A 19,661-nucleotide genomic window follows, 5' to 3' on the forward strand; every position below is an offset into this window, starting at 1 on the left:
CAAAAAGCAAATTTACTCAAATTTATTGTAGTAATAAATCAATAGTTGCATTATAGAGATACGACAAAAAAAGTATCTTTGCCTAAAAATTGACTTTCATGTTTTTAGATACCGATTTTATTCCACCAAAATATACACAAACTGTTGAAAAAGGAAATTTCAAATGGACTGCACCAAGTAATATTGCTTTAGTGAAATATTGGGGCAAGAAAGAAAATCAAATACCTGCCAATCCATCGGTGAGTTTTACTTTAAATAATTGCAAAACAATTACTAAGCTGGCTTTTGCCAAAAAAGAAGATAGCCTTAATTTTTCATTCGATTTATTATTTGAAGGGCAGTCTAAAGAAGATTTCAAACCAAAAATAAATAAGTTTTTTGAGCGAGTAGCACACTATCTTCCTTTTCTAAAAGATTATCATTTTACGATAGATACCGAGAATACTTTTCCGCACAGTTCGGGAATTGCTTCATCAGCATCTGGGATGGCGGCTTTGGCAATGAATTTAATGAGTGTCGAAAGACAATTATACCCAGCTATGACTGATGAGTATTTTTATCAAAAGGCTTCGTTTCTTGCGAGGTTAGGATCTGGTAGTGCTTGTCGCAGCGTAAAAGGCCAAGTTGTTGCGTGGGGAAATCAGGCGAACATTACAGGAAGTTCAGACTTGTTTGGAGTAGAATTCCCATATGTTATTCATGATAATTTCAAGAATTACCAAGATACCATTTTACTAGTTGACAAAGGAGAGAAGCAGGTGTCAAGTACAGTAGGTCATGATTTAATGCACGACCATCCTTACGCAAGTACACGTTTTGCACAAGCTCATGATAACTTAGATAAATTGATAACTATTTTCGAAAGCGGAGACTTGGACGCATTCATTAAAGTAGTAGAAAGTGAAGCTTTGACATTGCACGCTATGATGATGACCTCGATGCCGTATTTTATATTAATGAAACCAAATACATTAGAGATAATTAATGCAATTTGGAAATTCAGAAATGAAACCAAAGTACCAGTTTGCTTTACGCTCGATGCAGGAGCAAATGTTCATGTTTTATATCCAAAGAACGTAAGTGAAAAAGTTTTGCAATTTATTCAGGACGAATTAGTTGGGTATTGTCAAAATGGTCAGTACATTTGTGACGAAATTGGAAATGGTGCAAACCAGTTGTAATTTTTGTATCTTTATGATTCATGAGTTTAATATGGATATTCAATTAGAAAAGTTAGCATTGATAAAGCACCTTCAATCATTCAGATAAAATCAGAAATTTTTTTAAGATCGCAAGTAATTAGAACTCAATATAGATGTGTTCTGTCAAAGCAAACAACGATTTATTGTCAGTATAATTTAAAGCAAATTAGGATTCTCTCTCTTTTTAATGTTAGACAGAACCCAAACAAGATTAACAAAATAGAATAATTACCGACCCCAAATTGATAATTTACAAAATATGAAAGGACCTTTATTTTACTCAAAAATATTACTCTTTGGAGAATACGGAATTATTCGTGACTCTAAGGGTTTGTCAATACCTTATAATTTTTATAACGGTGCGTTAAAAAGAGACGAAAACCCTACTCCAGAAGCGATTGCTTCTAATGCGAGTTTAAATCGCTTGGCAGTTTATCTTGAGAATCTTCAACTAGAGCAGCCGGATTTAGTAACCTTTGATTTTGCTACTTTGAAAGAAGACATCGCTACAGGGATGTATTTTGATTCTAGTATTCCACAAGGATATGGTGTAGGTAGTAGTGGAGCACTTGTTGCAGCCATCTATGATAAGTATGCACAAGATAAAATCACAGTTTTAGAGAATTTGACTCGTGAAAAGTTATTACAATTAAAGAATATATTTTCTCAAATGGAAAGTTTTTTCCATGGAAAGAGCTCTGGATTAGATCCTTTAAATAGTTATTTGAGTATTCCAATTTTGATCAATTCAAAAGATAATATCGAAGCAACGGGTATTCCAACTCAAAGTTTTGATGGTAAAGGTGCCGTGTTTTTGATCGATTCAGGTATTGTTGGAGAAACTGCTCCAATGGTGAACATCTTCATGGAAAACTTAAAAGATAAAGGTTTTCGTGCTATGTTAAAAAACCAGTTTGTGAAACATACAGATGCTTGTGTTGAAAACTTCCTAGGCGGTGATATGAAATCATTATTTGCAAATACCAAAAAATTGTCAAAAGTCGTTTTGAATCATTTCAAACCAATGATTCCAGAACAATTTCATGCATTATGGCAACAAGGAATTGACAGTAACGATTATTATTTAAAACTATGTGGTTCAGGCGGTGGTGGTTACATCTTAGGTTTTACTGAAGATTTAGAACGCGCCAAAGCTTCTTTAAAAGATTATAAGCTAGAAGTCGTATATCAATTTTAAGAGTTTACTTCAAATAAAAATTTTATAATTCCGTTTTGTATCTGTTGCATGCGAATAATTTGACTATTTAAAGAATGCTAAATAGAAAGCAAAGGCTATTGTTAAAAAAGATCGTGAGTTTATTCTCTGTAGTAAGAGGATATAATATTCCGGTCATTATTTTAGCTCAGTATTTATCGGCTATATTCATCTTAGCTCCAGAGAAAAGAGCTTTGGAGATTTTATTTGATATTGATTTATTTCTTTTAGTATTTGCTTCAGCAATTACAATTGCCTCTGGATACATCATCAACAATTTTTATGATAGTAGAAAAGATTTAATCAACCGACCAAATAAATCGATGTTAGATCGCTTGATAAGTCAAGCCACGAAATTAAAGGTTTATTTTGGACTCAATTTCTTAGCTGCTGCTTTAGCTTTGCTAGTATCGTGGAAGGTTTTTCTGTTTTTTTCGATCTATATTTTTATGATATGGTTCTACTCTCATAAAATTAAAAAATATGCTGTCGTGGGCAATCTTACAGCGACAATGATGGCGGTTATTCCTTTCTTTGCTATTACGTTACATTATTATTACAACTTAAGTTTTGAAGAAATTATTAGCCACAAATCTCAATTTGCGGTTATTTTTTCGCACGCTACATTCCTTTCTTTATTGCTTTTAATTCGAGAAATGATAAAAGATTTAGAAAATATCAAAGGAGATTTGGCAAATGATTACCGCACAATTCCAATACGTTATGGAGAATCAATGTCAAAGAAGATCATTACTCTATTGGTCTTCTTAACTATTTTACCAGTATATCTTTTAGTTGGTATATATGAAGTTGGTTATATGGATATTTACTTTTACGCATCTTTTATAATACTTATTTTATTTCTAGTTTATCTTTGGAGAGCGAGCACCAAAGAACAGTATTTATTACTTCACAATGTTTTGAAATTTCTAATAGTTTCGGGAGTATTCTGCATTGTTCTTATTGATCCTTCGGTGTTGTACAACGGTAAGAGGTGGATTCTGGCAAGCTAATTCATTGTGACAACTCATTTTCAGTTTCATTTTAAAAGTTAACATAATAGCTTATTGTTTTAACTATTGATGACTATAGTATCGCTGACTTTTTCTGTATTTTTACAATATGATACAGAATGAGCTTCAAACCGTCACTTACGAAGGAATTAAAAAGAATGCTGAAACCAGTGAACTAGTTACTGATTTTTTGGTAGTCGAAGCGCCTTTGGAAATAAGTATCAATCAAAGTCCTTTTACGGTTGTAATGCGCACTCCAGGAAATGACTTCGATTTAATTCGAGGATTACTCTACGTTGAAGATATTTATAGAAATACAGCTGCTTTGACTATAGAAGTAGTCTCCGAAACTTCAAATGGTTTTACCAAAGTAGAAGTTACAATACCTGAACGAGAGATAGGGAAAGGGTATCTTAATAAAAGATCATTGCTATCTGTTTCCTCTTGTGGAATTTGCGGTAAGCAACAGTTAGAAGATTTTGATAGTCCCAAAACCAAGCTTAAATTACTACATGCTCTTAATTTGAATCAATTACCAACGATGTTTGAATTAATGAAAGCCAACCAAAAAACGTTTAGTTTGACCGGTGGTTCTCATGCAGCGACAATTTTTGATGCCAATTATCAAATGTTAACAATTAAAGAAGATATAGGCCGTCACAATGCAGTAGATAAATGCGTGGGCGATTTAATTCAGTCCCAGCAATTAAAAAAAGGTGCGTTTCTATTGGTAAGTGGTCGAGTTTCTTATGAAATTATAACCAAAGCATTTTTCGCCAAAATAGGAACTATTGTTGCGGTCTCTGCTTGTTCATCATTAGCCGTAGATTATGCGAAGGAATTTGGAATATGTTTAATTGGATTTTCTAGAGAAAATAAAGCTACGATTTATTCCAACCCTTAATGCGCAATTCCCTTTCATATTAAAATTTAATACAATCCATCACCATGATAAAAAAAACAATTGCACAGCCGCCAGAAAAATTTACCGGAATTGAAGAAATAGAAGTGCCTCATTCTGCCGTAGGATTTAAGGCGATTAAATCTGCTTTGACTTATATCAATGATGAGGTAGGGATGGTAAAAGGAATTGGTCTGCTGGCAAAACTAAATCAAAAAGATGGTTTTGACTGTCCCGGTTGTGCTTGGCCAGATCCAGATGAAAAACGCTCATTTTTGGCTGAGTACTGCGAGAATGGTGCAAAAGCAGTAGCCGAAGAGGCAACTAAAAATAGAGTTTCTCCAGTTTTTTTTGCTTTGAATAGTATTGACGAATTGGGCCAATTGTCAGATTATGAACTGGGAAAGAAAGGACGTATCACCAATCCGATGTATTTGCGTGAAGGTGGGACTCATTATGAAGAAATAAGTTGGGACGGTGCCTTTGAGTTGATTGCTAAAACCTTAAATGAGCTGGAATCTCCTGATGAAGCAATTTTTTATACATCTGGTAGAACTAGTAATGAAGCGGCTTATTTGTACCAATTATTTGTAAGACAGTATGGAACCAATAATTTACCTGATTGTTCCAATATGTGCCACGAATCGAGTGGATCTGCATTAGGCGAAACCTTGGGAATAGGCAAAGGATCTGTAACTTTAAATGATTTCAAACATGCAGATTTAGTTATAGTCATGGGGCAAAACCCAGGGACAAATCATCCGAGAATGTTAACAGCTTTGGGAGAAACGAAAGAGCATGGCGGAAAAATCATTAGCGTTAATCCCTTGCCCGAAGTTGGTTTGAAAAATTTTATAGAACCGCAAAATCCATTAAAATGGTTTGGTACGGGTACTGATTTATCTGATTTGTTTTTACAAGTTAAAATCAATGGTGATGTTGCATTGCTGAAAGCTATTTTGTTATTACTGTTAGAAAAGGAAAAAATTAATCCTGGAACTGTTTTCGATCAAGAATTTATAGCAAAACAAACACTAGGCTATGAGTCATTTATAGCTGATTTAGAAAAATATAATGTTACTGATTTAATTGCGCAAACTGGACTGTCTCATAAAGAAGTAGTTGAGGCTGCCGAAATGATTGCTGATAATAAGAAGATAATCGTTTGCTGGGCGATGGGTTTAACACAACACAAAAATGGTGTTGACAATATACGTGAAGTAGTAAATTTATTATTACTCAAAGGAAGTATTGGGAAACCAGGTGCAGGTACATGTCCTGTGCGTGGACATTCAAATGTGCAGGGAGACCGCACAATGGGAATATGGGAGAAAATGCCTGAACAATTTCTAGAAAATATTGATGCTTATTTTGATTTCAAATCACCGCGTAAGCATGGTTATGACGTTGTAAAAGCGATCGAAGCCATGCATGAGAAAAAGGCACGTTTCTTTTTAGGAATGGGCGGAAATTTTAATTCGGCTACTCCAGACACAGAATATACCGCTCAGGCACTCCGCAATTGCGACCTGACGGTGCATATTTCGACAAAAATTAATCGTTCTCATTTGATTCATGGTAAAGAAGCGTTGATTTTACCTTGTTTGGGTAGAACAGAAATAGATACGCAAGCAAGTGGTGATCAATTCGTAACCGTAGAAAATTCAATGGGTGTTATTTCCAAATCAGTTGGTATTTTAGAACCATTATCATCATTTTTAAAGAGCGAAACAGCTATTGTAGCAGGAATGGCAAAAGCAACACTTAAAAATTCAAAAGTAGATTGGGACGCTCTGTCAGCAAATTATGATTTGATTCGTAATGCAGTTGAAGCTACAATTCCTGGATTTGATAAGTTTAATGAGCGTGTGCGAATTCCAGGCGGATTTTATTTACCCAATAATGCTAGGGAAAATGATTTTAGCAACACCCACAGTGGTAAAGCAAATTTTACAATCAACGAAACATCTGATGTTGTACTTGAAAAGGAGCAATACATGATGATGACAATACGAACACACGATCAATACAATACCACGATTTATGGTTTAAATGATCGCTATCGTGGAATTTTAAACGAACGTCGTGTTGTATTTATGAACCAGCAAGATATTGACGAAGCTGGATTGAAGAAAGATGACTTAGTCGATTTAATAAGCCATTTTGAAGGTCAAGAACGTCTTGCAGAAAAGTTTATTGTCATTCCGTATAGCATACCAAGATCTTGCACAGCAACTTATTTTCCAGAAGCCAATGTTTTGGTGCCTTTACACAGTAAAGCTCGAATAAGCAACCAACCCACATCAAAGACAGTTATCATTACTATACATAGAAGGTGATTTTCTATCATTCTTGAGAATTAGTTGTACGATCGTAAAAGATAGTTTTAAGTACAGAAAATTTGATATGAAAGCGAAGAATAATTCTCGAAAAATATTTTCAATATGAATTATTAGGTAACTGCTTCATTACTACTATTTAATAGTTCTTACTTAATGAGTTAGAAGTAACCATTTGCAACAATATAAATACTATCTTTGCAAAAATTATGATTGATTATGAATGACAAGCAAGGCAGTAATAGAGGAGGAGGTTCTAAACCAGGTGGTTCAAGAACAAATTCGAATAAGCCAAAACCCGCTATGCAAAAAAGGGCGCAAGGACCTAAAAAAGCTAAAGTAAACACCAAAGTTGCAGCAGTAGATCCTAACAAAATAGAGAAAAAACCGAATCAAGCGCCAAAAAGACCTAAGGTTAAAGACGAAATTCGTTTAAATAAATACATCTCTAATTCGGGAGCATGTTCTCGCCGTGATGCAGATATTTACATCCAGTCTGGAAATGTAAAAGTAAATGGAATACCTGTTACCGAAATGGGATACATGGTAAAACCAGGTGACACCGTTAATTTTGATGGTATGACTTTGACTCCAGAGAAAAAAGTTTACATATTGTTGAACAAGCCTAAAAACTTTACAACAGCATTTGACGAAGGACAAGAGTTTCGTAATGTATTAGAATTGGTAAAAGGTTCTACAACTGCAAAAATTGCATCTGTAGGACGAATGGATAAGAATACTACAGGATTACTTTTGTTTACCAATGATACCGATATGATTCGTAAATTTAGTTTACCGAGTCAAAAATCCTCAAAAATTTACCAAGTTTCACTGGATAAAAACTTAAAATTTGAAGATTTGGAAAAAATCAGTAAAGGATTGACTTTAGAAGGCCACCGTGTTTTTGTAGAGGAAGTAAGTTATATTGAAGGAGAAGCTAAAAGCGAAATTGGTTTAAAATTACGCTCTTCAAATATTAAAGTCGTTCGCGCAATTTTTGAAAGTTTTAAGTATGATGTATTACGTGTAGATCGCGTTTCATTTGCTGGTTTGACTAAGAAAAATTTACCAAGAGGAAACTGGAGGTTATTGACCGATCAAGAAATTATCAATTTGAAAAACGTATAGTTTTTAAAAATTGTAGCTATAAAATACCATTCATACTCTGAATGGTATTTTTTTTTTTGATATAATAAGCAGTTTCCTGACTCTAAGTTTTGCAATGATTATTTTAATAGTGCAGTTACTTGGCGCCTAGTTAATAAAAATTATTTTATCCTGATTTTTTACGCTAGTTTTACCTTACATAAAAATTGACGTAAGTATGACAAAGACACCTAAGATTTTAATTGTAGTTTTGGCGGCTGCATTTTTAACACAATGTAAGACACAAGAAAGTAAAATTGATTTTTCTGCCGTTACCAAAAGTTATTTTGATGGCAAAAATTTATTAGATCCATTAAATGCTACGCAAAGTGGGCAAAATGAATTGAACGATCAGTTGCAATTCGAGATGACAGATAGTTATAGAGCAAATCAACTCGCATTTTTTAATAAATATGAAGCAACACTTGATTCAATTGATGAAAAAGATTTATCGACAGAAGAAAAGAATAGTTATTCGATAATAAAATGGGAGATAAATATTGGTAAATCGCTCTTGAAACAATCGACTAACTTAATGCCGATTCATCAATTTTGGGGAACGCATCTTACCATGGGTCAGTATGCAGGAGGTACTAGTGCGCAACCTTTTAAAACAGAGAAAGATTATACGAATTTTTTGAAAAGAATGGACTTGTATAGTGTGTGGATTGATTCTGCGATGGTCTATATGAAAAAAGGAATCGATAAAGGAATTGTTCTTCCAAAAGCGTTAACAGAGAAAGTGATTCCGCAATTCGCAGAAATGGAAACACCAAACATAGAGGATAATCTTTTTTATTCGGCAATAAAGATAATGCCAGACAGTTTTTCTGAGGAAACTAAAAAAGAATTAATGGCAAAATATAAAGCAGAAATCAATGATAAATTGATTCCGCAATATAAAAAAATGACCGCTTTTTTAAAAGACGAATACTTGCCTGCATCCAGAACTACAAGCGGAATAGGAAGTTTACCATCTGGCAAGGATTTATATGCTGTTTACGTTAAGCAGTGGACAACTACCGATATGAATCCCGAGGAAATACACGAACTTGGTTTAAGTGAAGTGGCGCGTATTAAAGCCGAAATGGAAAAAGTTAAGAATGAAGTAGGGTTTAAGGGAACTTTATTAGAGTTTTTTGAATATGTGCGTAATAAACCAGAGTTGAAATCATTTAAAACTCCGGAGGAAGTAATTGCTAATTTCGAAAAAATTTATACAGTTATAAAACCCAATGTCGATAAGTTGTTTTCATTGCAACCAAAAACGAAATTTGAAATTAGAAGAACGGAAGCTTTTAGAGAAAATACGGCTAGTGCCGAATACAATCAAGGTGCGGCTGATGGCTCTCGTCCAGGTGTGTTTTATGTGCCAATTCCAGATGTAAAAGAGTACAATGGATATGCAGATGAAGATCTGTTTCTGCACGAGGCAATTCCAGGGCATCACTTTCAAATTTCATTGCAACAAGAGAATTCGAGTTTACCAGATTTTAGAAAATACAATTGGTTTGGTGCTTACGGAGAAGGCTGGGCATTGTATACAGAAAGTTTGGGTAAGGAACTGGGGTTATATAAAGATTCCTATGCTTATTTTGGAATGCTGGGTAACGAGATTCACAGAGCTGTCCGTTTGGTAGTAGATACTGGTATTCATAGTAAAGGCTGGACGAGAGAGCAGGCTATAAAATACTCACTAGAGAATGAGGCAGAAAGTGAAGCTGGTATTACTACCGAGATAGAACGTTATATGGCTATTCCTGGTCAAGCACTATCTTATAAAATTGGACAGTTAAAGATTATCGAATTACGTAAAAGAGCGCAAGATAAGATGGGTAAGAATTTCGATATTAAGAAGTTTCACGAAAAGGTTTTAGAGTCTGGTGTAATGCCGTTAGCATTACTAGAGAAAAAAATAGATGATTGGATTGCTGAGAAATAACATTTAGGTGACCTTATTAAAAATAAAGCCCGTATACTCTGAGTGTATGGGCTTTATTTTTGTGTAAAATGAGATTGTCGATATTTAATGTTTTCCTCATAACTTTCTGGCTTGATTCATAATCTACTTTGTTTGGATAATCCCCAACTTTTGAACTTGATCCATTTCAGTCGTAAAAATAATGAAAACAAAAAACCCACTAATTTCTTAGTGGGTTTCGTGGTACCTCCAGGGTTCGAACCAGGGACACATGGATTTTCAGTCCATTGCTCTACCAACTGAGCTAAGGTACCGTGCTTATTGCGAGTGCAAATATAAGATGTTTTTTCGTTTCTCCAAAACATTTATTTAAAAAAATCTATTTGTATCTTTGCATCATCAAATTTTGAGATATGATTTTAGCGATTGATGTTGGTAATACAAGAATTAAAGGTGCTGTTTTTGAACAAGATACTATTCTAGAACAATTTGTTTTTGAGAAAAAAGATATTGAAAAAAAAATTAGTACAATTTTATTAAAGTACGAAAAGTGTTACGACATTATTATTGCTTCTGTTGGTGAAGTAGAGAAGAATGCTTTTTTATTGTTCGAAAATAAGGTAAAAATTCATTTCATATCGCATTTAGATCTCTTTCCGTTTTCAAATCGATATGCAACACCAAAAACATTAGGTATAGATCGCATGGTACTTGCCTCAGGTGCAGTTTTAAAATACCCAAAACAAAATCGTCTTGTGATAGATGCAGGAACTTGTATTACGTATGATTATATAAATGCTGATGACGAGTATTTGGGAGGAGCTATCAGTCCTGGTTTGCAATTGCGCTATAAAGCACTTAATGATTATACTTCAAAGCTTCCTTTGTTGGAATTAAAGGATATAAATACAGTGATAGGTGACTCTACAGCTGCGTCTATGCATTCGGGCGTTGTCAATGGCTTGGTCTATGAAATAAAGGGTTTCATAGAGGAATATAAGGAGATTGACGCAAACTTTATAATAATTTTAACGGGTGGAGATACAGATTTTTTGGCTAAACGATTAAAAAATACCATATTTGCCAATTCAAATTTCCTTTTAGAGAGTTTGAATCAAACTTTTCAATATAAAATCAACAATGATTAAAAATATAGTAACCAGTATTTGCTTGCTTTTGGGTGTTTTATCGTATGCTCAGGAGGGTTCTTCTTCTCCGTATTCTTTTTATGGAATTGGTGATGTTCGTTTTAAAGGGACTACTGAAGCTCGTGCGATGGGAGGGGTTGCTGTAGAACAAGATAGTATTCATATTAATCTAGAAAATCCTGCGAGTTTTGCTAACTTAAAATTAACTACTTATACAATTGGTGGTACTTTTAATAGTACAACGATGAAAACAGATGCCGTTTCTGAAAAAGCACAAAGAACAACTTTGGATTATTTAGCAATAGGACTTCCGTTAGGTAAGTTTGGAGTTGGTTTTGGTTTGATTCCGTATTCATCTGTAGGATACAAAATTCAGACGATTACTGGGACTGACTCAGAGAATACATCAACTTTTACTAGTAGTGGTGGTATTAATAAAGTTTTTGCTGGGGTAGGGTATAAAATCACACCAAAATTTAGCGTAGGATTTGATGTAAACTATAATTTTGGAATTATAAGCATTGTTAATTCGGAGCTAAATGGTAACATTCAATCAGGTACCCGTGAGACCAACACTTCTAATTTGTCAGGATTGAATTTTAATTTAGGTTCAATGTATCAAGCTAAATTAACTAAAAAGTTGAATTTTTACAGTGGTGTAAATTACACATTAGAGAACGATTTAAAATCAAAAAACACACGTTTGATAGAAACATCAACTGACCCACAAACAATAGATCAGCCAAACAAAACAATATCTTTTTCTTCTAAATTAAGCTTGAGTGCTGGTGTTGGGGAAACTAGAAAGTGGATGATAGGTGGTAAAGTAGTGATGCAAGGTGCATCTGATCTTTCAAACACTTATAATGTTTCACCAGACGTAGCTTACGGTAGATCAGGAAGTGTAAGTTTAGGAGGGTATTATATCCCTGATTATAATTCTTTTACAAATTATTTAAAACGAGTTGTCTATAGAGGGGGGCTTAAATATGAAAGAACAGGCTTAATCATTAGAGACGAAGCTATCGATAATATCGGTGTAACTATGGGATTGGGGTTACCAATTTCAGGTACATTTTCTAATGTTAATATCGGATTTGAAATAGGTAAAAAAGGAACAACTTCTTCTGGGTTGATTCAAGAGAATTATGCTAATTTTAGTGTAGGTTTGTCATTAAATGACAAATGGTTTGAAAAACGTAAGTTCAATTAAGGATTCCATTCTATTATTTAGCACTATCTTTGCGCTATGAATCTTGATTATAAAAAAAGACTACTCTATATTGTCACAGCTATTGCTGTGACTTTCTTTATTGGGTGTGAGAGCAAATTCAAAGAAGTTCAAAAAATAAATTATTCGGAATTTGTACCTGGTGGCGATGCGGATAATGTGAATTTGAAATATACTGACTCTGGATTGATTAAGGTTGTTCTCGTAAGTTCGAAAATGTTAGACTATTCAAATTTAGTATTTCCTTTTACTGAATTTCCAAAAGGAATCGATGTGACTTTATATGACAACAAAGCCAAAACTACACGAGTTACTTCAAATTATGCCGTATCTTATGGTAAAACAGGTATTATTGATTTACAAGGTAAAGTGAAGATCGTTTCGCAAGATGGTCAGCGACTTGAAACAGAGCAATTGTTCTATGATCAAAAGAACGAATGGTTTTATACCGAGAAAAAGTTTAAATTTACAGATCTTAAAGGAATTTCAAACGGTCAAGGGATTGATTTTAGTAAAGATTTTAAGGTAATACATTCTCAAAAAATAAATGGCGAAGTGGATTCTAATGAATAATATGAATTACAACTTTCTGTTACAAATAAAATTAAAATGAATTATTTAAAATATACACAGTATGTGTACCTTGTTTTTGCTATCTACTTTATCTATGACGGAATAATGAAGTGGACTAACGAAGGAACAAATCCATTTATGCAATTTTTTATTGCTGCTATGGCTATTTTTATGTTTTTCTTTCGAAGAAGATTTGCTAAGAAAACGGGTGGTCAAAATCCTAAATCGTAAGTCATGGAAATTAGTATTATAATATTGTGTTTAATACTAAGTGCTTTTTTTTCAGGGATGGAGATTGCATTTATTTCTTCTAATAAAATATACCTTGAAATTGAGAAGAAACAAGATAATTTTATCTCAAAAATCCTAACAAAACTTACGGAGAGACCTTCCAAATTTATAGCTGCAATGCTTATTGGGAATAATATAGCCTTGGTTGTTTATGGTTTTTTTATGGGAGATCTGTTGATGAAATGGATCGATACATTAGATTTTGATTTCTCAAGTCTATCAAATCTTCTTATTCAAACAATATTATCTACCTTAATTGTTTTGATCACGGCGGAGTTTTTTCCGAAAGTCTTTTTTCAGATTTACGCCAACTCCTTGATTAAGTTTTTTGCAATTCCTGCTTACTTTTTCTACGAACTATTTTATTTTGTTTCAACATTTTTTATTTGGGTTTCAGACTTTATTTTGAAGAAATTCTTCAGGACAGAGGGGGATCAAATGCAGATGTTTTTTAGTAAAGTCGAATTAGGTGATTATATAACCGAACAGATGAGTTCGGTAGAGGATAATGATGAAGTAGATTCTGAAATTCAGATGTTTCAAAATGCACTGGATTTCTCGAGTGTTAAAGCTAGGGATATTATGAGTCCGCGTACAGAGATTGAGGCGGTTGAGCTTTTTGATACGATTGATGAAATCAAAGATCTTTTTATAGAAACAGGTTATTCAAAAATTTTGGTGTATCAAAATTCATTAGATGATATAGTAGGTTATGTACATTCATTTGATTTGTTTAAGAAACCTAAGAACATCAAAGCAATTGTTATACCTGTTGAATTTGTTCCTGAAACAATTTATATAAAAGATGTAATGAATCTTTTGACTAAAAAAAGAAAAAGTGTTGCAGTTGTACTCGATGAATACGGCGGAACTTCTGGAATAATTACAATCGAAGATATTGTAGAAGAATTATTTGGCGAGATTGAAGATGAACACGATTTAGACGAAGAGCTAATTGAGTTAGAGCTAGAGGAAGGTGGTTTTATGTTTTCTACTAGATTTGATGTCGAATACCTAAATCAGAATTATAAATTAAATATCCCAGAGAGTGATTCTTACGGAACTCTAGGTGGCTATATTGTTGATCACACAAAAGATATTCCGCAAAAAGGAGAAGTTATCGACATTGGTGACTATCATTTTGTAATCGAAGAATCAACTAATAAAAAAATAGAATTGGTCAAAATGACCCTAAAAGAGTAGTTTTTTCTATTCTAGCAAATTTTTTGCAAAATAAAAGGGTACAATTGTAAATATTAATCATATAATTGTATTTTCGCAAACTGAATATAAAATTAACAACAATAAAAATGGCAGTTTTATCAAAAATTAGACAACGTTCCGCTTTAATGATTGCAGTTATAGCATTGGCTTTATTTGCATTTATCATTGGCGATTTATTCAAAAGCGGTAGCTTCAGCAGTACTTCTAAAGATGTTGGAAGCATTAATGGAAAGGATATTTCATTTGAAAGCTTTAGAGTAAAGGTAAGTAATGTTGAAAAAAGTGGTCAAGGAATTACTTCTACAGCTGCAGCAAATAGAGTATGGGAAGAAGAAGTTTCTATCGCTTTATTAACTTCTGAATTTGAAAAATTAGGATTAAGAGTAGGAGAGCAGCACCTTGTTGAAGTCTTAAAATCTGACCCAAATATTGGTCAAAATCCACAGTTCCAAAATGGTGCTGGCGTTTTTGATGTAGCAAAATTTAAAGCTTTCTTCCAATCAAATCCAGATTTGGCAGCAAACTTAGTTGAAAGAGAAAAAAGTGCTGATTTGAATGCTAAATTTCAAATTTATTCTGCATTAATTAAAGCAGGTACGTATACAACGAAAGCTGAAGGTAAACTTAAATACGAAATGGAAGCTGATAAAGTTAGCTTTGCATATGTAGGTGGATTATTCTCTACAATTAAAGACAGTGATGTAAAAATTACTGATGCTGAGATTACAGATTATATGAAAAAGAATAAAAAGAAATTTAAATCAGACGAATCTCGTGAGATTGAATATGTTTTAATTGAAGACAAACCTTCTAATGAAGATGTGGCTGAGGTTAAAGCTAGGATTTCAGCATTACTAGGAGGAAGCGTTGTTTACAATGAAGCTACCGGTAAAAATGATACATTGTCAGGATTTAGATCTGCAAAGAATCCAGCTGAATTTGTTAACTCAAATTCTGATGTTCCTTACGATTCTACTTATATCGCAAAAAATCGTTTACCAGCTGTTGACGCTGATAAATTATATGATTTAGCACCGGGAGAAATCTACGGGCCTTATGTAAATGGTGATTATTACAGTATCTCTAAATCATTAGGTAAAAAGATTGGTGTAAATGCAAAAGCAAGCCATATCTTAATAAGCTATGAAGGAACTCAAGTACCAAACAAAAAACAACAAAGAACAAAAGACCAAGCACGTGCTGAAGCTGAAAGTTTATTAGCGCAAGTAAACGCTAATCCAGAAAGTTTCTTAATGTTGGCTTACACAAGCTCTGATGACTCATCTGCACAACAAGGTGGTGATTTAGGTTACTTTGGACAAAACCAAATGGTAAAACCTTTTAATGATTTTGTTTTCAATAACGGAATTGGAAAAATAGGTTTAGTAGAAACTGACTTTGGTTTCCACATTATTAAAATTACAGATAAGCAAGACGGAGTACGTTTAGCAACAATTTCTCAAAAAATTCAACCATCTGAAGCAACTTCTGATAAAGTATTTACACAAGCAACACAATTTGAAATGGGTGCTGCTGATAAAGACTTTAACCAAGTAGCGAAAACGATGAATCTTACAGTTAATCCTGCTGTGGCAGTAACTGCAATGGATGAAAATTTTGGAGCTCTAGGAAATCAGAGAGCTATCGTGAGATGGGGATTTGAAGGAGATACAAAAGTAAATTCAATTAAACGTTTTGAGGTGGCTAACTTAGGTCATGTGATTGCTAGAGTGAAATCTATTGATGATTCAGGTTTAGTAGCGATGAGTCAAGCAAAACCTTATGTTGAAGGGATTTTGAAAAACAAGAAGAAAGCAGAAATGATTAAAGCTAAAATGGCTGGAAGCTCATTAGAAACAATGGCTAAAACAGTTGGTTCTACAGTACAACAAGCTGCAGATTTAACTTTAGAAAATCCAATGCTTGCCAATGCAGGTTTGGAACCAAGAGTAGTTGGAACAGCTTTCTCATTGGCAGCAAACAAAATGTCTGCTCCAATTGAAGGAATCACTGGAGTATATGTTGTAAAAAACACCAAAACTGTAAAAGCAGCTGCTATTAAAGATTTTGCTCCGTATGTTGCTAAATTAAAAGCGCAATCTGCTAATGATGCTAGTAGAGTATTACCTGCTCTAAAAGATATCGCAGATATAGAAGATAATAGAAGACAGTTTAATTTCTAATCTTATTTAGTAATTATTAATTTCAAAAAAAATCCGATACAATTCAATTTGTATCGGATTTTTTGGTTGTATAAGAAGTTTGATTAATTGTATTTAATTGCAACTCCTGAAATTCCTGTTCGTTGAGAGAAAGAATTTAATTTATTCAGTTTACAGTAGATTATGGCGTCAGCTCCAATTTTCGCGGCTTTCTTTTTTAAGAACTTTTCTGCAGATTGAGTATTTCCCACAGCATCAATAGCAATGCTTCCTAGTACTGTGTACTTTTGTTCTACGTTGTTTGTGTACAGTTTGATGTTTTCTTGCGTTGTAGGAGTAGTTGCTGCAGTTTCATCTTGAGCATAGTAAGTAGAAATCGAACAACTGCTTAATGAAAGTAGGATAACAAATGTTGTAATAATTTTTTTCATCTTTCTATTTTTAATTGTTGATTTTTATAGCTGTTCCTGTCGCTTTTATAGCATTAGTCCAGTATCCCATTCCTATTTCTAGGGTAAGATCAATTACTGCATCTGCTCCCAATAAGGCAGCTTCCTTTTTTAATAAATTTACAGATTTTTTTGCATTTTCACCTGCGTCTGCACTCACAACTACTTGGCCAATAACAGTGTATTTGGTGTTTGCGTTTGGTACTGTTGAATATACTGCTACATCATTTGGGTTTGTAGCAGGATAGTCTGACGTTGTATTGTCACTAGTCTTTAAATGTCCAACTGTTGAACAACTGACAAAAAATAAACAAGGAATGATCCAGTAAGGGGCTTTTTGTTTCATTTGTATGATTTTAATTTTTTACATACAAATATACTTTTATTTAGGAATTTCTATAATAAATTAGCGGCAAATGAGATTGAAATGATTAAGAATTTATAGTTGTGAAGTGTTCGTTGCCTCATTCAAAATTAATGCATCATAGGTGAAAATTGTCTCATATCCTTTTGAGATGAAGTATTCTTTGGGGTCTTTAGTAGCAATTGCCATAACAAAATCTCCTCCCCACGCACCGAGGCTTTTGACAGTGCCTTCAAAATCTGGAAAAAGTAATTCTTTTACAGTAGGTGTGTTTAATATAGAACTCAATTTTGATTCGTGTACTTCCAATATATTAGCAAATTCCGCTGCTGTGTTAGCTTCAATTGCGTCTGTAGTTAGCCGATCAAAGAATGCTATCTTTCCGTTAAAATTCTCTTTTTTATTTAGTTTGTAATTTTCGATAGCAGATTTACTACTCTGCTTTTGATTGAGGTAGACAAAATAAATTTGATCTCTAAATTCAGGTTTGAAAATTATCGGGGTCACAATAGGCTTTCCGTTTTCCAATCGATATGTTATGGGGTGACCGTATTGTGCGCATGCAATATCATAGCCGCTGCCTCCAAAGCTATTATTCAATAATTCAAACGCATCAATAGTTAACCATTGTGCAATATTATTGATTAGAGTAGATGAAGTTCCTAAACCCCATTTTCTCGCAAATGTTAGCTTGGTTTCTATGTTATAACCAAAGTTGTCCTGCAGAAAGGATGAATTTTGTATGTATGCTTGATGTAAAATACGAATTAAGGTATTCTTTACCGTCTCGACCTTTGTAGGTATGAAGTTGCTAATATCTGTATATAATATAGTTTCCTTAAACCAAATAGTACCATCAGAATCATAGCTTGTCCAATTTATTTCTTGGTTTAGACCTTGATCAATGATCAGACTTTGTCCAAGTCGCGTAGGTAGGGCCAATGCATTAGTACCATCCAGAACAAGATATTCTCCAGTTATTAAAAGTTTCCCGTTGCTATAAAAAGTTTTGGTATCCATCGTTCATATTATTTTCTGAGGTTTTCGACAAAATTTACAACGCCACTGTGAGATACCACATGCTCTTTAAAATGTTTTCGAACTTGAATTCGCTCCTCATCCGTCGCTTCTAACTGGTTCAAGATATTATTCAAATGCATTTTCATATGTCCTTCTTGAATTCCAGAAGTGGTTAGTGATCGTAGAGCACCAAAGTTTTGCGCTAGGCCAGCTACTGCTACATATTGCATTAATTCTTTGGCAGATGGTTTTTCTAGCATTTCTAATGATAGTTTCACTAGTGGGTGCAAACTAGTTAATCCGCCTACAGTACCTAAAGCTAAAGGTACCTCAAGCCAAAATGTAAAAATTCCATTTTCAATTTTAGCATGTGACAAACTAGAATACTGACCTGATCTTGATGCATACGCATGAATTCCTGCTTCTACAGCTCTAAAATCATTGCCTGTAGCGATAATCACTGCGTCTATACCGTTCATTATTCCTTTATTATGAGTAACAGCGCGGTAAGGTTCTACTTCAGCAATTTGAATCGCCTGTACAAATCGCTCTGCAAAATCTTGGGGGTTGGTAATGTGTTTTTCTTGTAAGTCTGCAATAGGGCAGGAAACTTCTGCACGTACAATACAGTTTGGAACATAATTAGAGAGAATACTCATTATTACCTGAATATTTTTCTCTTCTTCAGAGAAAGATTGGTAGTTATGAGCTTCTCTTTTTAATGTATTGGCAAATTGCTCGAGACAAGAATTTATAAAGTTGGCCCCCATACTGTCTTTAGTCTCAAAGGTAACATGTAGCTGGAAGTAGTTAGGGATTAAATTGGTTTTGTCTCGAAGTTCAATATTCAGTATACCACCACCACGTTTTTGCATGTTAGCAGTAATACTTGCAGTATCATCAAAAAAGGTAGCCTTTGCTTTTGCAAAGAACAGCTCTAATTTGGAGACATCTCCTTTATATGTAAAATGAACTTGACCAATTTTTTCGGTATTCATAACAGTAGCTGTGAAGCCGCCACGAGTAGACCAAAATTTTGCCGCTTTTGCAGCTGCCGCAACAACAGAGCTTTCCTCTATTGCCATAGGGATTGTGCTGTACTTGCCATTAATTAAAAAATTAGGGGCAACACCAAGTGGAATATAAAAGTTGGTTATTGTATTTTCTATGAATTCATCATGTAGTTTCTGAATTTTTGCATCACTATTCCAATATTGCTTTAGCAATGCTTTAGCTTCATTCGGAGTCGAGAAATATTCTTTTGCTATCCAGTTTATTTTGTCTTCTTTGGACAATTTTGAAAATCCAGAAAATGGCTGATTCATTCGGTTATAATTTGATTGTGATGACTGCAAAGATACATTTTTAGGTCTTTTATACCTTAGATTAAAAAACCAAAAAAATGTTGAGGGCAATAAGTAATGTTTTATGACTGCTAATGATTAAAAAGTGTAAAATTTT

Annotated in this window: 17 protein-coding genes and 1 tRNA gene; 13 read left to right on the forward strand and 5 right to left on the reverse strand. The window is 33.8% G+C overall.

Annotation, left to right across the window (positions count from 1 at the left end):
* The first annotated feature begins 98 nt into the window (after positions 1-98).
* The 7 genes from LXH21_RS16635 (at position 99) to LXH21_RS16665 (ending at position 9,759) form a co-directional block, all read left to right on the forward strand.
* A complete protein-coding gene (locus LXH21_RS16635; RefSeq protein ID WP_239868585.1) occupies positions 99-1,181 on the forward strand; it encodes a diphosphomevalonate/mevalonate 3,5-bisphosphate decarboxylase family protein in 1,083 nt (360 codons plus the stop codon).
* A 280-nt stretch (positions 1,182-1,461) separates the two neighbouring features.
* On the forward strand, positions 1,462-2,400 hold the full coding sequence (locus LXH21_RS16640) for a mevalonate kinase family protein (protein ID WP_239868587.1): 939 nt from the start codon (positions 1,462-1,464) through the stop codon (positions 2,398-2,400).
* A gap of 74 nt (positions 2,401-2,474) precedes the next feature.
* Positions 2,475-3,431: a geranylgeranylglycerol-phosphate geranylgeranyltransferase gene (locus LXH21_RS16645; RefSeq protein ID WP_239868589.1), complete on the forward strand. Its 957-nt coding sequence runs from the start codon at positions 2,475-2,477 to the stop codon at positions 3,429-3,431.
* Positions 3,432-3,540: 109 nt separating this feature from the next.
* Positions 3,541-4,335 carry a formate dehydrogenase accessory sulfurtransferase FdhD gene (gene fdhD, locus LXH21_RS16650; RefSeq protein WP_239868591.1) on the forward strand — a complete coding sequence of 265 codons (795 nt, stop codon included), beginning with the start codon at positions 3,541-3,543 and terminating at the stop codon, positions 4,333-4,335.
* Between the two features lie 44 nt (positions 4,336-4,379).
* Positions 4,380-6,671: an FdhF/YdeP family oxidoreductase gene (locus LXH21_RS16655; RefSeq protein ID WP_239868593.1), complete on the forward strand. Its 2,292-nt coding sequence runs from the start codon at positions 4,380-4,382 to the stop codon at positions 6,669-6,671.
* A 219-nt stretch (positions 6,672-6,890) separates the two neighbouring features.
* Complete coding sequence (locus LXH21_RS16660; protein ID WP_239868595.1) at positions 6,891-7,799, forward strand: pseudouridine synthase; 909 nt, start codon at positions 6,891-6,893, stop codon at positions 7,797-7,799.
* A gap of 196 nt (positions 7,800-7,995) precedes the next feature.
* On the forward strand, positions 7,996-9,759 hold the full coding sequence (locus LXH21_RS16665; RefSeq protein ID WP_239868597.1) for a DUF885 domain-containing protein: 1,764 nt from the start codon (positions 7,996-7,998) through the stop codon (positions 9,757-9,759).
* A 220-nt stretch (positions 9,760-9,979) separates the two neighbouring features.
* Here the strand turns inward: LXH21_RS16665 and LXH21_RS16670 are convergent.
* A tRNA-Phe gene (locus LXH21_RS16670) sits at positions 9,980-10,052 on the reverse strand.
* Positions 10,053-10,151: 99 nt separating this feature from the next.
* Here LXH21_RS16670 and LXH21_RS16675 point away from each other — a divergent pair.
* The 6 genes from LXH21_RS16675 to LXH21_RS16700 all read left to right on the forward strand — a co-directional run bounded on the left by LXH21_RS16675 (position 10,152) and on the right by LXH21_RS16700 (position 16,388).
* Entirely contained in the window at positions 10,152-10,886 is a 735-nt protein-coding gene (locus LXH21_RS16675) for a type III pantothenate kinase (RefSeq protein ID WP_239868599.1), read from the forward strand.
* Positions 10,879-12,099, forward strand: a complete 1,221-nt coding sequence (locus LXH21_RS16680) for a hypothetical protein (protein WP_239868602.1) — start codon at positions 10,879-10,881, stop codon at positions 12,097-12,099. The genes LXH21_RS16675 and LXH21_RS16680 overlap by 8 nt, the downstream gene beginning before the upstream one ends.
* A gap of 36 nt (positions 12,100-12,135) precedes the next feature.
* The gene (lptC, locus tag LXH21_RS16685) at positions 12,136-12,690 is read left to right on the forward strand and encodes an LPS export ABC transporter periplasmic protein LptC (RefSeq protein ID WP_239868604.1); all 555 of its coding nucleotides are present in this window, start codon (positions 12,136-12,138) and stop codon (positions 12,688-12,690) included.
* 36 nt (positions 12,691-12,726) lie between these two features.
* Positions 12,727-12,921 carry a hypothetical protein gene (locus LXH21_RS16690; RefSeq protein WP_239868607.1) on the forward strand — a complete coding sequence of 65 codons (195 nt, stop codon included), beginning with the start codon at positions 12,727-12,729 and terminating at the stop codon, positions 12,919-12,921.
* Positions 12,922-12,924: 3 nt separating this feature from the next.
* Positions 12,925-14,184: a hemolysin family protein gene (locus tag LXH21_RS16695; protein ID WP_239868610.1), complete on the forward strand. Its 1,260-nt coding sequence runs from the start codon at positions 12,925-12,927 to the stop codon at positions 14,182-14,184.
* Positions 14,185-14,291: 107 nt separating this feature from the next.
* Positions 14,292-16,388: a peptidylprolyl isomerase gene (locus tag LXH21_RS16700; RefSeq protein WP_239868613.1), complete on the forward strand. Its 2,097-nt coding sequence runs from the start codon at positions 14,292-14,294 to the stop codon at positions 16,386-16,388.
* 83 nt (positions 16,389-16,471) lie between these two features.
* Here LXH21_RS16700 and LXH21_RS16705 read toward each other — a convergent pair whose 3' ends face one another.
* The 4 genes from LXH21_RS16705 to LXH21_RS16720 all read right to left on the reverse strand — a co-directional run bounded on the left by LXH21_RS16705 (position 16,472) and on the right by LXH21_RS16720 (position 19,555).
* Complete coding sequence (locus LXH21_RS16705; RefSeq protein WP_239868616.1) at positions 16,472-16,798, reverse strand: lipoprotein; 327 nt, start codon at positions 16,796-16,798, stop codon at positions 16,472-16,474.
* Between the two features lie 10 nt (positions 16,799-16,808).
* Positions 16,809-17,162 carry a hypothetical protein gene (locus LXH21_RS16710; protein ID WP_239868619.1) on the reverse strand — a complete coding sequence of 118 codons (354 nt, stop codon included), beginning with the start codon at positions 17,160-17,162 and terminating at the stop codon, positions 16,809-16,811.
* 93 nt (positions 17,163-17,255) lie between these two features.
* The gene (locus tag LXH21_RS16715) at positions 17,256-18,200 is read right to left on the reverse strand and encodes a GYDIA family GHMP kinase (RefSeq protein WP_239868622.1); all 945 of its coding nucleotides are present in this window, start codon (positions 18,198-18,200) and stop codon (positions 17,256-17,258) included.
* Between the two features lie 8 nt (positions 18,201-18,208).
* Positions 18,209-19,555, reverse strand: a complete 1,347-nt coding sequence (locus tag LXH21_RS16720) for a hydroxymethylglutaryl-CoA reductase, degradative (RefSeq protein ID WP_262916227.1) — start codon at positions 19,553-19,555, stop codon at positions 18,209-18,211.
* Between the last annotated feature and the right edge of the window lie 106 nt (positions 19,556-19,661).

This window comes from Flavobacterium algicola (genome assembly GCF_022399565.1).
Classification (GTDB): domain Bacteria; phylum Bacteroidota; class Bacteroidia; order Flavobacteriales; family Flavobacteriaceae; genus Flavobacterium; species Flavobacterium algicola.

Bases quoted from the DNA above. Each gene is read 5' to 3' on its own strand.
- LXH21_RS16635 (WP_239868585.1), top strand. From the start codon at position 99: ATGTTTTTAGATACCGATTTTATTCCACCAAAATATACACAAACTGTT.
- LXH21_RS16640 (WP_239868587.1), top strand. From the start codon at position 1,462: ATGAAAGGACCTTTATTTTACTCAAAAATATTACTCTTTGGAGAATAC.
- LXH21_RS16645 (WP_239868589.1), top strand. From the start codon at position 2,475: ATGCTAAATAGAAAGCAAAGGCTATTGTTAAAAAAGATCGTGAGTTTA.
- fdhD (WP_239868591.1), top strand. From the start codon at position 3,541: ATGATACAGAATGAGCTTCAAACCGTCACTTACGAAGGAATTAAAAAG.
- LXH21_RS16655 (WP_239868593.1), top strand. From the start codon at position 4,380: ATGATAAAAAAAACAATTGCACAGCCGCCAGAAAAATTTACCGGAATT.
- LXH21_RS16660 (WP_239868595.1), top strand. From the start codon at position 6,891: ATGAATGACAAGCAAGGCAGTAATAGAGGAGGAGGTTCTAAACCAGGT.
- LXH21_RS16665 (WP_239868597.1), top strand. From the start codon at position 7,996: ATGACAAAGACACCTAAGATTTTAATTGTAGTTTTGGCGGCTGCATTT.
- LXH21_RS16675 (WP_239868599.1), top strand. From the start codon at position 10,152: ATGATTTTAGCGATTGATGTTGGTAATACAAGAATTAAAGGTGCTGTT.
- LXH21_RS16680 (WP_239868602.1), top strand. From the start codon at position 10,879: ATGATTAAAAATATAGTAACCAGTATTTGCTTGCTTTTGGGTGTTTTA.
- lptC (WP_239868604.1), top strand. From the start codon at position 12,136: ATGAATCTTGATTATAAAAAAAGACTACTCTATATTGTCACAGCTATT.
- LXH21_RS16690 (WP_239868607.1), top strand. From the start codon at position 12,727: ATGAATTATTTAAAATATACACAGTATGTGTACCTTGTTTTTGCTATC.
- LXH21_RS16695 (WP_239868610.1), top strand. From the start codon at position 12,925: ATGGAAATTAGTATTATAATATTGTGTTTAATACTAAGTGCTTTTTTT.
- LXH21_RS16700 (WP_239868613.1), top strand. From the start codon at position 14,292: ATGGCAGTTTTATCAAAAATTAGACAACGTTCCGCTTTAATGATTGCA.
- LXH21_RS16705 (WP_239868616.1), bottom strand. From the start codon at position 16,798: ATGAAAAAAATTATTACAACATTTGTTATCCTACTTTCATTAAGCAGT.
- LXH21_RS16710 (WP_239868619.1), bottom strand. From the start codon at position 17,162: ATGAAACAAAAAGCCCCTTACTGGATCATTCCTTGTTTATTTTTTGTC.
- LXH21_RS16715 (WP_239868622.1), bottom strand. From the start codon at position 18,200: ATGGATACCAAAACTTTTTATAGCAACGGGAAACTTTTAATAACTGGA.